Consider the following 15,051-nt stretch of genomic DNA (forward strand, 5'->3'; position numbering starts at 1 on the left):
AGCATAAAGCCAGCTTCCTGAAATGACAGGGGCTGGCTTTATGCTTTTTTTGCTCTTTTAATGGAATATAACCCATATTAAACCGTAAAGTGGAAAGATCATGACGCTAGAGATCAGCATGAAACCACCGACCTTATAGGCCACCTTTGTACCATAGTGCGTTTGATATTTACGTGCGATCAAAACGGAAGATAACCAAAAGATTATAGCTACTATGAAGGGGATGTTAAATCCTTGATGACCATTACTATAGATAGGCAAGTTCAGTAGATTAAACAAAGAGTGGCTGATCTTTACCTTTTCTGTGCCCCAGGGAAAATTAAAGGCCAACCCCATTGCGAGCACCAGCAGAGAAAGTGTCCCGATGCCCAAAGGTTTTCTTTGTTGTATCATGTTTATCCCTCCATAACCAAGTTGATATTCCAAATAAACCCATTAAATGTATTGTAACACAGTAATGACCATTGTGATTGATTGATTATTTCGCAATATGCACTTTCCTATAAACCGTTTGTCCTATTTTAATTATAAATTTATACATTCATGTGAATTTGACGAACCTCCAATAATCGACAACATCAGCTAATCATTATCGATATAATACATGTGAATAGGATCTTAGATATGAGAATTATGTCAAAGGGGGCGAGGCTGTTTGCTGAGTTACACGATGAAAATGGTTATTTTCCCGCTAGGATGTCTCCTTGTTGTCCTGTCCTCTTATTTTCTAGGGCTTACTTCCCATCTCGCGTTAATGATATGTGCTGGTGTGTTATTTGTAGCAAGTATATACAAGGAAAAACAGTATCCGGTACTGCGTAACATCCATTGGATTTTTCTTGGCATATTCCATTATTTCAGTGAACTGAACTGGTGCAATATGTTGTATTACCTACTCATCATGTCGATGATTCAGGATAAACAACGTGTTACGCAGACGTTACCTATCTCAATGTTGATTGTGTTTGAATATACCGTGATTCGGCTTTCGTATGTGACGATAGATACATATAATTTGCTGGTGTCCATGTTTGACATGTTAACTGCGATTGTCATTATATTTTTGTATCATACCTTGATTAACAGCGAAGCAGAGAAGCGCAGACTTCGGGAGAAAAATCATTTTCTAACCCTCCATGATCCGCTCACCGGATTGCTAAATTACGAGGGATATATGAACGTACTGAAGGAAACGGTGGACGAGCAACGATCATTTTTGCTGATTATCATGAACATTCAGAATTTCAACGGGTTTGATAAAGAGGTCGAAGACAACTGGAGTCATGTAATCAAAGCGACAGGCGAGAGTGTTTCGAAACAATTTGCAGATGCATATGGCGTATCTCGGTATGCAGGGGATCGGTATGCTGTCGTTTTGCCTGAAATACAAAATATCGAAGAACGCATGGCGTTACTGCTGTCCGGGGAGTTAAGGGGCTTACAAGTAAACTACAGTATTTCCCTATATCCGGGGATGTCCGAGACGTTGCAGCACTTTATTACGGTAGCGGAGGACAGGTTATTTCAGCAACAACGCAGCAAATGGTTGAAAAATGAAGAGGAGGTCTTCCGCTCGGAAAGACTACGGGCTGTAGGTGAGCTGGCGGCCGGCATGGCTCATGAAATCCGTAATCCTCTCACTGCCATTCGAGGATTCTTGCAGTTATCACGAGGACAGGCATTTAATATAGCACCGTGGTATGAGGTCATTATGGGTGAGGTAGCACGGGTAACGGATCTGACGGCCGAGTTTTTACAGTTTTCCAAACCACAGGCCAATCATATGAAGCCCGAACGAGTGGCCCATTGTCTTGAACGAGTCATGTCTTTAACCGAATCGGATGCAGCATCGCGAGGGCATCGGATTACACTTGAAATGACTGGTGAACCAGTTGTGGTCAACATGGATCGGGACAAGATCGTGCAGGTCCTGATTAACCTGATCCGCAATGCTTTTGAAGCAATGGAAGACCCGGGTGAAGTGCATATTGATCTGTTACATGATGGAGATAAAGCGCTTATCTCGATTACCGATACGGGCAGCGGTATCCCGGAGAACTCTCTGGCGACGATCTTTAATCCATTTTATACGACCAAGGAGGAAGGTACAGGACTTGGACTGGCACTCTGTCAGAAAATCGCTCAGGATCATCATGGGAGCATTACCGTTCGTAGTGAAATAGGGATTGGCTCAACATTCACCCTTCATTTACCTATGGGGGCATAATTCCAATAATAAAAAAACGCCGCATTTGGGTTCCTGAAGAACCGTTTGCGGCGTTTTTGTTTATGTTTCTGTGTTTTAATCATCAATGAACACGAACCCAATCAGGTAAGCTGAGCCTGATGCAACTGATAATAGAAACCTTGCTGTTGCATCAACTCATCATGGCTGCCTCGTTCGGCGATCTTGCCGTCATCAATAACCAGAATCTGATCGGCTTCACGGATCGTACTCAGCCTATGGGCAATGACGAAGCTGGTGCGATCCTTCATCAAGGTGCGCATCGCTTCCTGAATCTGCATTTCGGTGCGTGTATCGATGCTGCTGGTCGCTTCATCCAGAATAAGAATCGCAGGATCAGCAAGAATGGCACGAGCGATGGTTAACAGTTGTCGCTGTCCCTGACTCAGATTGCTGCCACCGGAAATGATCGGGGTATCGTAACCCTGCGATAATTTGCGGATGAAGGAGTGGGCATTTGCCAACTTCGCCGCTTGCTGGATCTGTTCGTCCGTTGCATCCGGTTTGCCGTAGGCAATATTGTCACGAATGGTGCCGGAGAATAGATAGGCGTCTTGTAACACAATGCCAAGTTCGCGCCTTAGCTGGTCTTTCTCCAGTTCGGAGATGTCACAGCCATCAATGGTAATCCGGCCGCCCGTAATCTCGTAAAAACGGGGCAGCAGGTTGATAATGGTCGTTTTACCCGCTCCAGTCGGTCCGACAAGTGCAATCATCTCGCCTGGCTTGGCGGTGAAGCTAACCTTTTTCAAGATTTCCCTCTCGGGGCTATATCCAAAGGATACATCCTCAAATACAACTTTACCCTGAATCTGCTCTAGTTGTTTCTTCTGTTCTTCCACGTATTCACTTGGTGTATCAATAATGTGGAACACACGCTCAGCACCTGCAATCGCTGCCTGAATCAGGTTGTACTGGTTTGCCAAATCATTGATGGGCCGCTCAATCTGGCGGGAGTAAGCAAGGAAACTTACAATCAGCCCGATGGACGTCAGATCATGATAAGCCATCCATCCACCTACCGCTGCCAGTATGGCAAAGCCGATATTGTTCATGACATTCATCGTTGGCCCGACCAGACCAGATACGCTCTGAGCTTGGGTACTGGAAGTGCGAAGCTTCTCGTTCAGATTCTGAAAATGTTTTTGTGCTTGCTCCTGACGATTATAGGCTGCAACCACCTTTTGTCCGGCAATAGTTTCCTGAGCGTAGCCATTAAGCTCACCAAGCAACTTTTGCTGGGCGGTAAAATGTTTGCGTGTTCTTGAAGCTATCAGCCGAGTGGCGATCGTAATCAGGGGAACCGTGACCAGACTGAGCAGTGTCAGTCGGACATCCAGTGCAAACATGATGGACAGAGAGCCAACCAGCAAGATGGCGCTGGACATCAGTTGGGTTACACTTTGATTCAGTGTCGTGGACACGTTATCGATATCATTGGTAGCCCGGCTCATCAGATCACCGCTCTGATTTTTGTCAAAAAAGCTGATCGGCAGCTGTTGCAGCCGTGAAAACAGAGAATGGCGCAGATCTTTTACAGTCAGTTGGGACACACCGATCATGACATAGGATTGAGCCCACATCATGAACGAGCCGAGGACGTATACGGTCAGCAATAACATGCAGTCTTTCAGCAGTCCATCCGTAATTTTGGGAACGATATGTTCATTGACCGCACGGCCGAGCAGATAAGGTCCTGCCAGATTAAGTAATGTCCCAAGAGCCGTCAGTACCAGAGCAGTGATAACCCCTTTGCGATGACGTCCCATGTATGACCATACTCGGATGATGGCATGCCGGGCGTTCTTGGCTCTTACTTTGGGAACCGGACCTCGGCCGGGTGGCCCAGGTCTTCCAATCGGCGGAACAACGGTCTGATAGATGGAGGAAGAAGTGTTTTTAGCCAAATTGAACATCCTCCTTCCGTTGCTGCGAATAATAAATGGATTGGTAATGTGATGAATGGGCCATGAGATGTTCATGTGTACCACTTGCCACGATTTCTCCTTCATCTAGCACGTAAATACATTCTGCATCCCTTACAGAAGAGATCCGTTGTGCAATCAAGAAGGTGGTACTATTTTTCATTAGTGAATGCAGCGCCTTCTGAATGGTTGCTTCGGTACGCAGATCGACGCTACTTGTGCTATCGTCCAGAATCAGAACCTCCGGTTGCATGAGCAGGGCACGGGCGATAGAAATCCGTTGTTTCTGCCCACCTGAGAGATTGACCCCGCGCTGACCCAGCTCCGTGTCATACCCATCTTTCAAATTCATAATAAAATCATCAGCTGCCGCTGCTTGAGCTGCGGCACGCAGTTCAGCTTCCGTCGCATCAGGTCTGCCGAAGCAAATGTTATCCCGGATGCTGCCACTGAACAGGATGGATTCCTGTAATACGATGGACACACGGCTGCGAAGGTCCTGAAGATCCCAGTTACGCACATTTACTCCATTCACGAGCACTTCACCCTGTGAGGCATCATACAAGCGGGGGATCAGCTGTACAAGTGATGTTTTGCCCGATCCTGTAGAGCCGAGCAGGGCCACTTTTTCTCCCGGCCGAGCCGTCAGTGTAATTCCGGAGAGGGTATGTTCTCCATCATAGCGGAAATATACGTCCCTGAATTCCACCTGACCTGCTCCTTTACGAGACACATCATCTCCCGATTGGATATCAGGCTGGGTGTGAAGCACCTCGTTAATGCGTGTTGCAGACACTTTGGCGCGGGAGAAGCTCATCATCATCATGCCGATTGAAGTGAGCGACGAGAGTACAACAGTTACGTAGTTGATAAAAGCAATCAAATCCCCGGCGGCAATATCGCCTCCCACCACCTGAAAGCCTCCAAACCACAGCACCGCTACAATGGTCGCATTCAGCATCAGGCTTAATACCGGTGCATTCAGCGATACGATGCGCCAGGCTTTCACTGCCGTATGGGTATAGTCTTCATTGGCTTGCTGGAAACGCTTCTTCTCCTGACGTGCACGTGCAAAAGCTTTGACGACACGAATGCCGGCAAGATTCTCCTGAAGAACCGCGTTCACCTTGTCGAGCTTGTTCTGTACGCTGGCGAACAGCGGATAGGAAGCAGATATCAGGATATATAAGATGATAAAAAGAATCGGCACGGACAAAATGAGAATGAGCGCCAGTTTGACACTGATCGTAAACGCCATAATAATACTGCCGATAATCAGCATCGGCGAACGGATAAACATACGCAGCAGCATCTGTACAAAGGTCTGCATCTGGGTTATATCACTCGTCAGGCGTGTGATAAGCGAGCCCTCCTGGAAGGTATCCAGATTACGGAACGAGAACTTCTGGATATGATCAAACAATTCCTGGCGCAGATCGGTGCCATATCCAACGGCAGCTTTACTTGAAAACAGCGTACATCCTGCACCGCCAACCCATCCGATTAACGCAAAAAGAAGCATAAACAAACCTGTAGTCATAATGTGGGACAGGTTCCCTGCAAGAACACCATCATCCACAATGCTGGACATTAGCTTGGGTTGAAGCAGATCCATGGCAACCTCAAGGACCATGAGCAGCGGAGCAAGAATAGCCGCTGACTTATACGGGGTAAGAAATCGTTTTAACGTCCACAATGGGGAAAATCACCTCATTCGTTATGAAATAGTCATGTTGCAAATATTGATGCAGACAGAAGCACCTCATTTAATATTCTCGCAGATTCTGAACCATGCGCTGGGCGAGAGCTGACATGAGTTGCATTTCCTCGGGTGTAAAATCTTTCTGGGCTTGGCGATCAAGCTCCTGGAACACTTCTCTCAGTTCCTTAAGCGCAGCACGGCCCTGATCAGTCAGATAGACACGCAGACTGCGCAGATCCTTCGGGTCGGCTTCACGCCGTATAAACCCAGAGCTTTCCATGCGTTTAAGCATTACCGTTACCGTTGCAGGGGCGCGGCGAAGCTGTTCTGCCAGATGTTTCTGGGTCTGGCCATCTTCCCGCTCAAGCTGGAACAGCAGTGGCGGTTGTCCAGGATATAACTCAGGGTGGTTGACAAGCTTCTCATGAACCTTGTAACGCTGTAGCTTGACGAGTTCTGATAACTGTCCCATTAACCGTTCATTTCGATCTGATTTCATAAGCGCTTCCATCCTTTTAATTAGTCGACTAACTAAATGATAAGTTTCATTTGACATATCGTCAAGTGATTTTATATTGGTGAGCGAGGTTCAAGCAGAGTGATTCGAGACATGCGCAACGGACTTTTACCTACAGGGATACAAGTTTGGATACAAAAAAACCTCTGCTTTGAGCGGATGGAGAGAGCATATTTGCTGACTCTGTTCCTATCTACAAAGAGAGGTTTTTTGGTGTTTTTTTATATGTTGTGCGTAAGGGTCATTTTATTTCTTAGAAAACATTTCTTTGGCTTCATCCATGGCCATTTTATTGCCGATTGAAGAATAGTCCAGCCAAGGTTGAGCACCGATCGGGTAGACATGGCCTGCTTTGACAGCCTTCAGTCCTTGCCAGATCGGATTGTTTTGCAGTTCTTTGAACATGTTCTGAGCTTCATCATCCGAGTTCACGACAACGAAGATCGCATCTGCATCAAAGTCTGGCAGCACTTCACGTGAAACAACTTGATATGGTTTGGACGAATCGAATTCCTCAATGCCTTTAGCTGGCGTCAGCCCCAGATCCTCATACAAAATCGGGCCCATTGGACGGCGTGTACTGAACACACGCAATTCTTTGGCGGTAACACGGATAGCCATTACGGTGCCGTCACCAATTGTATCGTGGATCAGGGATTTCACTTCTTCCGTTTCAGTCGCATAATCCTGAATGTATTGCTCTGCTTCTTTCTCGCGGTTTACCAGTTTACCAATGTCTTTCAGGTGGTCGCGCCAAGTGCCATCATCCAGATTGAAGACGTGTACAGGGGCGATTTTCTCAAATTTGGCAATATCATCACCGGAGAATTCTTCGTCCAGATAGATGACACCCGGTTTCAGGGCAAGCAAAGCTTCCATGTCCGGGTCCTTAACGGGACCGAGCGGCGTTGTATTTTGAAGACGATCAGCAACATGGGACAGGAAGGCTTTGGCTTCCCCGCCGATCACCGAACCAACCGGTGTAATGCCGAGAGACAGCAGGTCATTGGTCAGATGGATCGACATGGATGCGATGCGTTGTTCTCCGGAAGCGGAATTGGTGTCCTGTGTAGTGTTCGAAGTGTCCGTAGTAGAACCTTCCGAAGCAGAGGATGAATTATTGGCGTTCCCGCAGGCTGCGAGTACAAGCACCAGACAGATGCTCATGAAGAGCATAAGGTTTTTCTTTAACATGGGTAATCTCAATCTCCTTGAACATCTCATGGATGTCGTTTTTATGTTGGGTGTACCGGTGAAATTATTCGGATTGTTCCGATAAAGTCATTACTTGGTTCGTACCAGCAGGTATAAAAAGTAAGGCGCGCCTATCGCCGCGACCACGACGCCTGCCGGAATGGAATTGGGCTGAAATATCGTTCGCCCAACCGTATCGGCAGCAACCAGGATCACCATGCCGATGAGTCCGGCGGCTGGGATCAGATGGCGATGCATCGGGCCAACCAGTCTGCGGGCTAGATGCGGCGCCGCCAGACCAATGAATCCGATCCCGCCGGCCATGGACACACTGACGGCAGATAATGCTACCGTGCACAATAACAAAATAACACGTTGGGATCTGACAGGTGTACCAATACTGGTCGCGGCAGCATCTCCCAGATTGAAGGCATCCAGCGTTTTGGAGCGGCTCCATATGTACGAGATGCACAGCACAATCCATGGAAGCAGCGCCTGAACATGAACCCAGTCTCTGCCCCAGACGCTACCTGCCAGCCAGCGGGCGGCGAAGGAATAGGTGTCTTCATCCAAACGCAGGGACAGATAGAGCGTCAGGGCATGGAAACCGGCTGCTACGGCAATTCCCACCAGAATTAGTTTAATGGGGGATACTCCGTTATGTCGGTCATAGGATAGCAGCATGATAATCAACGCCGCGGCGACACTGCCTGCAAAAGCAAACAACGGAATCAGCAAGGCTACCGAGCCATTCATGGAATGGGAGAAGCTTACGAATACCATCAATCCAAAAGCCGCTCCTGCATGCAATCCGAGGATGCCCGGATCGGCCAATGGATTGCGTGTAATGCCTTGCAGCGCAGCACCGGCGACACCGAGTCCCGCTCCGGCGAGTACAGTAACCAGAATCCGTGGCAGTCGATAGTCGAACAATACAATCTGATCATCCGGCGTACCATAGCCAAGCAGGGTGTGAAGCACGGCTATTGGTGACAGGCGAATTGTTCCCGAGTTGAGGCTGATAACGATAACGGCACAGGCGATACAGAGCAGCGTAATACTGACTGCTATGGAACGTTTGCCTCGTGAAGGTGCATTGGTGTTCATCGCTATAGGGCCCTCCTTTCTTTACGGGCCAGATAGAGGAAGAAGGGTACACCGACAAAGGCGACCATAATGCCTACTGCCAGTTCCTGAGGCGGGTTCACAATGCGTGATCCCAGATCGGCGAGCACCAGCAAGACGGCTCCGAGCAGGGAGGACATCGGAATGATGAGTCGATAATCCACGCCAACCAATTTGCGAGAAATATGTGGAATGACCAGTCCAACAAAGCCGATCGAGCCTACAGCAGAAACGGATACGCCAGCCAGCACAACAACCGCCGTCAAGGCAAACAGCCTGGTCCAGCGGAGATTGATTCCGAGATTAATCGCAACTTCTTCTCCAAGCGACATGAGGGATATCCGACGGGCCATGGGCAAGGTGAGCACGAGGGTAACCAGCAGAACAGGCAGAATCAACTTCAGATGCCGCCATTCAATCCCCCCGAAACCACCCGCATACCAGAAGGCCAAATCCTGGCTCAAATCAAAATATATGGCGACACCGGTGCTGAGCGAACTCAGCATGGCTGCAATAACGGCACCCGCAACGGTAAGCCTGATGGAGGTTAGACCTCCGGGTGCCGCCATACCCAGCAGGAAAATGAGCAGAGTGCCGAGCACAGCCCCTGCAAACGACAGGAACATGATCCAGCCATAAGGCAATCCCGGCCAGAAGGCGAAGCTGAGCGCCACGACAAAGGTAGCGCCTGCATTAATCCCCAGAATGCCGGTGTCTGCCAGCGGATTGCGTGTGATTCCCTGCATGAGCGCTCCGGCCACAGCAAAGGCGGCACCAATCACAGCAGCAGCAATTACACGTGGCAGCCGTAGTTCGTGAATAATCTGATGCGGCGTCAAAGCCGGGTTGTACTGAAATATGGCAGTCCATACGGTTTCCAGTGTCAGCCCCTTGGCACCAAGAGAAATGGCGGCAAACATACTTAGCAGCAGTGCGGCAATGGCCGCCAAAAACATCAGGCCAACCGTCACTGCGGATTTTCGTGATTTGGACGGACGTTGTGACAGTCCCGGATGTTGAATGCGGGTCACTCCTTTGTTACCAACAACGCATTGCTGTTGTTATTGATTATCATTATCAATTAGAGAACATTATAAAATCTTAATTCAGGCCCGTACATGGCATAAATTAAGATTATAGAGATGGACATTTTTTAGATTACAGAAATGCTGGTTTGTTCGTCAACATAGAGAGCGCTTCATCGAGCTGGATGTTGATGGAATACGGAGCGTATACCACCCATGAATTCCAGTCTATGACATGAACGCGTCCAGCTTTTACCGCGGGATAGTTCTTCCACAACGGATCAGCAGTAATCTGCTGTAACAGAGTGGTACGTTCGTTCATGGACGTAACCGCAATCAGCAGCACATCCGCTTCGAGGCCATCCCATTCTCCAGGCGTGAAAGACGTCCAGTTGAATCCCACACCAGCAGGTTTGCCTGTTAGTTCTTTCTGAATTCGATCAGGAGGGGACAGCTGCAGGCTGCGGTAAAATACATGACCGAAGTTGCGATTGCTGTACATGCGCGGTCCTTTTGCAGTTAAGGTACAGATAGCGACGGTGACCTGACCCGCTGTCTCCCTGATCTTTTTGCGAGCCCGCTCCGCCTTACGCTCATGCCGATCTAGCCACTCCTTTGCCGCTTGAGTACGATCCACGATAGAGGCGATTTTCTGCAAATGACCGAACATGTCTGTCTGATTCCAAGGGATGGTGATGATTGGAGCGACATCTCCAATATGTTCCATCGCTTTAGCAGCTGCGTTATCCTTAGTTAGAATCAAATCGGGATTCACATCAAGGAATGCCTGGCGTCCCTGTTCCCAGGGTTCATAGGCATGGAACGGCAGCGTCAACGATTTGGGAACATGGGGCAGATGGCCTTGTATTTGAGCTGCACATGGTGTGATGCCAAGTGTCATCAGGTGATCGGTGTATGGATAGGAGAGTGAGACGATATTTCGATGTACCTGCTTGGCATAGGAAGTTGGCGCATAACCAGCATGGTTCCTGAAGCGGCGGCTGAAATAGAATTCATCCCGATAGCCTACCTGGCGGGCCACATCACGAATACGCAGATCTGAAGTCATGAGCAATTCCTTGGCCCGATTCATTCGTAAATGAGTGATATATTCGATAGGATTTTTCTGCATCCGGCTCTTGAACAGCTGTGAATAATACGAAGGATGCATACCTGCCAGTTCGGCCAGCTTCTCGAGTTTGATTTCGTTCATATAGTTTTCCCGCATGTACTGCAAGGTTGATCTGAGCCACTGTTCAGGCTCGTCCTGTCCATCCACATCCGACTGACCTTCCTGCGGCCAGAGCGTATGAAGCAGATCGGTCAGAAGCAGCTGCACTTTCAGGCTAGTCTGAGAAGCTTCGGTTGTTAATTGTGCGGCAATTCGCTGTATCCCATAGTAAGGGCCTTGAATCCACCCTGTTAAAGGTGAACCAAGCTCTCGCTCATATATTCGCCGTTCTTCCGTTTTCTCAGCAACCCGAAACAGATCGAAATGAATGATATACAGTTCAATCTCATGGTCCGCATCAGAGAAAAGCTCCAGGGATGTTCCCGGAGTACACAGGAAAGCGGACTTCCGGGCGACGAGGGATTCGATTCCGTTTACTACCAGCTTGCCCGTGAATTTGTGCATGTAGACAAAGGTATGATGAGGAAGCTCAGTCTGACTCCATTGCCAATGTGTATTCACGGTAACCAGCTCTGCCTGACGCAGTTCGAGCAACGCATCGTTTAGAAAAGCATCCATTTCCGTTCGTGTCATGGATTCATCAGTGCGTTTCGGCTGATCTGGTTGGGTCAACATGTGGGCGGTATTCCGGTTATTATTGGTGCTCGGATGGGTTAACATCGTGTGGCCTCCTTTCCTGATCCTGATGAGGTTGATATATCATAGCGAACGCAGCCGCATATCCGATGTGAACCACTGTCGGTACGTCATCAGGCTAAGCAGGATGCTGGTAATGGCGGCCGAACTGGTAAAAGCAAACACGATCAGAATCTGGTAACGCACGGCCTCAACCGGATCGGCACCCGCAATAATCATGCCTGTCATCATGCCAGGAAGCTGTACGAGTCCTACCGTTTTCATGCCATCGATCGTGGGGATCATGCTGGATTTCACGGAACGTTTCAATACGTCCTGAAAAGCACGTCTTGGCGTTGCGCCCAGTGCAAGCAGCGATTCAATCTCTCCTTTGGAGGATTCGACCTCGCGTTTCATCTGATTCAGGAACAGCCCGGACACTACCATGGCATTCCCGATGGTCATACCGCTCAATGGAATAATGTATTGGGGAGTAGGCTCTACAATCCCAAGTCCCAACAACAGTCCCATCATGAGCAGCTCCGTAACGGTAATTGCAGCCGCAATATATAAGGAAATCCAGCGAAGTCCTTTTCCGCGTTTGCCAGCATTAGTGGAGGCTACGATAATCATGAATCCGACAATGGCAATGATGAGAGCGGGGTGGTCCGAGTTGAAAATAAATTGAAGTACATATCCGACAAGCAACAGCTGTACAGCGGAACGAACAGTGCCTATAGCAATATCCTTTTCCAGATCAAGCTTCTGCCAGACAGAGATGAGCATGGTGAGCATCACAAATATAATGGTAAAACTCAGAGCGATGAGTGACATGATTTCTCCTTATTCTGCCGCAGGGGCAGGGTGCATAATGAATTGTCTGGCCAAGTCGGTGGCCGGATTGTCAAAAAAATGAGCTGTCGGCTGGCGCTCCAGCAGTGTCTGATTGCCCATAAACCAGGTGGTTGTACTGAATGATTGTGCCTGTTCCTGATCATGGGTAACCCAGACGAGCGAAGTACCTTCCTGCTGGCTCCAGCGGGTCAATTGCTCTTCCACCAGGCGTGCGTTGGTCCGATCCAGGGAAGCAGTCACTTCATCCAGCAGCAGGACTTCAGGACGAAGCATCATGGAACGGATCAGGGCTATACGCTGTTTCTCCCCACCGGAGAGGTCGATGGCCCGCTTTTGAATATCAAGATTCTCCAATCCCATCCCTGCAAGCAGGCGTCGGGCGAGGTCCTGATCGTATGGCTGCCTGTGAAGCAGATGCACTGTTTTCAGGTTATCTTCCACACTGCCTGCCAGCATGACAGCCTGCTGTGCGACATAAGTCATGCGCATGCGCCAGATACGAGGATCCGAATCCCGATAAGAAATTCCTTTCCAGATCAGGTCTCCTTCATCAGGAATATCCAGCAGGGCGAGAATGCGGAGCAATGTGCTTTTCCCTTGGCCGGATGCACCGAGTATGGCAATACGCTCTCCCTGATCCACTACTGCGTTCACATGTTCAAATAAAATGCGCTGCTCGGTTAGACCGATACGTTTCACTAGCTTCTCAATAGTTAAAAGTGTGGACAAAGTCGGGTCGTCCTTTCATCCGTGATCTGCAATCATCTTAGCAAAAATACGAAAAAATTGAAATGAGAGTGAATCTCAATTAGATCATTGAACTTAGAACATGAAATGGGAGAGATGAAACTGGTCTGACGCAAGCGGTTCTTTTTGGTAAAATAAAGAAGACTCCATGTTGGCCTAATCGAGATCGTGATCTTTTTAAAATAATTTGATATCAGGGGAGGCTTTACGATGACGAAAGTTGTTGGACGGGACAAAGTGAATTGGGGCATTATGGGTACAGGATGGATTGCATCCCAGTTCGCGCGAGATCTGGAGCATGCCGGAAACGCCGTAAAAGCGGTGGTGGGTTCACGAACATCCGAAAGCGCAGAGAAGTTTGCAACCGAATATGGTTTTGCACGCGCTTACGGTTCATATGATGAAATGCTGCAGGACCCTGAAGTGGATATTATTTATGTGGCAACACCGCATCCGTTACATAAAGAAAATGTGCTTGCTTGTCTGGAAGCGGGCAAAGCGGTACTCTGTGAGAAACCGTTTACGATGAATGCCCGTCAGCTGGAGCAATTGGTGGATAAGGCGCGTGAGCGCAAGCTTTTTCTCATGGAAGGCATGTGGACACGCTTTCTGCCACCGATTACCCAAGCCAGAGCATGGATCGCGGAAGGCAGAATCGGCGAGGTACGTCTGGTCAAAGCAGACTTCGGTTTCCGTGTAGGTTGGGAGCCGGAAGGCAGGTTGCTTAACCCGGATCTGGGTGGGGGTGCTTTGCTTGATGCAGGAGTATATCCGATCTCCTTCGCGTCCATGATTTTTGGCGAGCAGCCTCAGCATGTGTGGAGTACGGCGAACATTGGACAGACGGGCGTGGATGAACAGTTCTCCGTACTGTTGTCTTATTCCGAAGGTCGTTCTGCATCGCTGAATGGGGCCATTCGTCTTAACCTGAGTAACGAAGCTGTCATATATGGCACAGAAGGGTACATTCGTTTACCACTTTTCCTGGCAGGCAAAGAAGCCTATCTGCATGTGAACGGTCAGGACGAACCGGAGACATTTATCGATGACCGGACGTGTATTGGATATGCGTTTGAAGCGGAGGAAGCAGGGCGCTGCATTCTGGAAGGGCGTACGGAGAGCAGAACGATCCAACTGGACGAATCCCTGGAAATCATGAAGCTGATGGACACGATTCGTGGGCAGTGGGGCCTGCGGTACAAATCCGAGTAAATAGACAGGAGTGGAAAAGCGATGGTGAAAATTCTGATCTCCGGATTTGAACCTTTTGGCGGGGATGCGGTGAATCCGACGGGAGAACTGATGGAGGCACTTGCGCATGAAGTGATAGAGGGAGCGGAGCTGAAAACAGTGCTGCTGCCTGTGCACTTCGATGAATGTGCGGATCTGCTAATCGCAGAGATGGAATCCTATCAACCGGATGTTGTCATCGCCTGTGGTTTAGCCAAAGGCAGGACGGCCATTACACCTGAACGGATTGCTGTTAATGTCAAAGATATTCCTCCTGGCTCCTATGCGGACAACCAAGGGCAGAATCCCGTGGACGAGCCCATTGTAGAAGGCAGCCCGGACGGTCTATTCTCCACATTGCCAATTCGTGCGATGGTGAATAACATGGGGGCAGCAGGCATCCCGGCTGCGGTGTCCAATACGGCAGGCACGTATATTTGCAACAATACGATGTACCGGGTGCTAGATCATATCCGATTGAAGCAGCTTCCGATTCGTGCCGGATTTGTACATTTTCCGGCTTCAACAGAGATGGCTGTGCTTCAGCCTTCGGTGCCGTCACTGCCCATTCCAATGATGCTGGATGCTCTTCGGGTTATGATTCGCACGGTAGCGGCGGAGTAATTGAGTTTGGATCAACATTTTGTATAGATTCGGTGTGTTGTTGGAATAGATTAAG

At 48.9% G+C, this 15,051-nt stretch carries 13 protein-coding genes; 3 read left to right on the top strand and 10 right to left on the bottom strand.

Annotated features, from left to right (window positions below; all coding sequences use genetic code 11):
• Nucleotides 1-57: 57 nt before the first annotated feature.
• Complete coding sequence (locus AC3ITG_RS05420) at nucleotides 58-393, bottom strand: hypothetical protein (protein WP_489253063.1); 336 nt, start codon at nucleotides 391-393, stop codon at nucleotides 58-60.
• Nucleotides 394-655: 262 nt separating this feature from the next.
• Between AC3ITG_RS05420 and AC3ITG_RS05425 the strand changes: the two genes are divergently transcribed.
• Nucleotides 656-2,227: an ATP-binding protein gene (locus AC3ITG_RS05425; protein WP_489253064.1), complete on the top strand. Its 1,572-nt coding sequence runs from the start codon at nucleotides 656-658 to the stop codon at nucleotides 2,225-2,227.
• Between the two features lie 101 nt (nucleotides 2,228-2,328).
• Here the strand turns inward: AC3ITG_RS05425 and AC3ITG_RS05430 are convergent, their stop codons facing one another.
• The 9 genes from AC3ITG_RS05430 to AC3ITG_RS05470 form a co-directional block, all read right to left on the bottom strand.
• On the bottom strand, nucleotides 2,329-4,161 hold the full coding sequence (locus AC3ITG_RS05430) for an ABC transporter ATP-binding protein (protein ID WP_489254415.1): 1,833 nt from the start codon (nucleotides 4,159-4,161) through the stop codon (nucleotides 2,329-2,331).
• The gene (locus tag AC3ITG_RS05435) at nucleotides 4,145-5,866 is read right to left on the bottom strand and encodes an ABC transporter ATP-binding protein (protein WP_489253065.1); all 1,722 of its coding nucleotides are present in this window, start codon (nucleotides 5,864-5,866) and stop codon (nucleotides 4,145-4,147) included. The genes AC3ITG_RS05430 and AC3ITG_RS05435 overlap by 17 nt, the downstream gene beginning before the upstream one ends.
• 70 nt (nucleotides 5,867-5,936) lie before the next feature.
• Complete coding sequence (locus tag AC3ITG_RS05440) at nucleotides 5,937-6,371, bottom strand: MarR family winged helix-turn-helix transcriptional regulator (RefSeq protein WP_489253066.1); 435 nt, start codon at nucleotides 6,369-6,371, stop codon at nucleotides 5,937-5,939.
• Nucleotides 6,372-6,635: 264 nt separating this feature from the next.
• Nucleotides 6,636-7,583, bottom strand: a complete 948-nt coding sequence (locus AC3ITG_RS05445) for an iron-hydroxamate ABC transporter substrate-binding protein (RefSeq protein ID WP_489253067.1) — start codon at nucleotides 7,581-7,583, stop codon at nucleotides 6,636-6,638.
• A gap of 90 nt (nucleotides 7,584-7,673) precedes the next feature.
• Nucleotides 7,674-8,690 carry a FecCD family ABC transporter permease gene (locus AC3ITG_RS05450; RefSeq protein WP_489253068.1) on the bottom strand — a complete coding sequence of 339 codons (1,017 nt, stop codon included), beginning with the start codon at nucleotides 8,688-8,690 and terminating at the stop codon, nucleotides 7,674-7,676.
• A gap of 2 nt (nucleotides 8,691-8,692) precedes the next feature.
• Entirely contained in the window at nucleotides 8,693-9,664 is a 972-nt protein-coding gene (locus tag AC3ITG_RS05455) for a FecCD family ABC transporter permease (protein WP_489254416.1), read from the bottom strand.
• Nucleotides 9,665-9,866: 202 nt separating this feature from the next.
• Nucleotides 9,867-11,585, bottom strand: a complete 1,719-nt coding sequence (locus AC3ITG_RS05460; RefSeq protein WP_489253069.1) for a helix-turn-helix domain-containing protein — start codon at nucleotides 11,583-11,585, stop codon at nucleotides 9,867-9,869.
• Nucleotides 11,586-11,624: 39 nt separating this feature from the next.
• Complete coding sequence (locus AC3ITG_RS05465) at nucleotides 11,625-12,374, bottom strand: ABC transporter permease (RefSeq protein ID WP_413375767.1); 750 nt, start codon at nucleotides 12,372-12,374, stop codon at nucleotides 11,625-11,627.
• Nucleotides 12,375-12,383: 9 nt separating this feature from the next.
• Nucleotides 12,384-13,124, bottom strand: coding sequence for an ABC transporter ATP-binding protein (locus tag AC3ITG_RS05470; RefSeq protein ID WP_489253070.1), 741 nt, complete (start codon nucleotides 13,122-13,124; stop codon nucleotides 12,384-12,386).
• 228 nt (nucleotides 13,125-13,352) lie between these two features.
• Here AC3ITG_RS05470 and AC3ITG_RS05475 point away from each other — a divergent pair, with 228 nt between their 5' ends.
• Nucleotides 13,353-14,354 carry a Gfo/Idh/MocA family protein gene (locus AC3ITG_RS05475; RefSeq protein WP_489253071.1) on the top strand — a complete coding sequence of 334 codons (1,002 nt, stop codon included), beginning with the start codon at nucleotides 13,353-13,355 and terminating at the stop codon, nucleotides 14,352-14,354.
• Nucleotides 14,355-14,375: 21 nt separating this feature from the next.
• Nucleotides 14,376-14,996 carry a pyroglutamyl-peptidase I gene (gene pcp / locus AC3ITG_RS05480; protein ID WP_489253072.1) on the top strand — a complete coding sequence of 207 codons (621 nt, stop codon included), beginning with the start codon at nucleotides 14,376-14,378 and terminating at the stop codon, nucleotides 14,994-14,996.
• The last annotated feature ends 55 nt before the right edge of the window (nucleotides 14,997-15,051 follow it).

It is taken from the genome of Paenibacillus sp. GL_099_B (assembly GCF_057835695.1).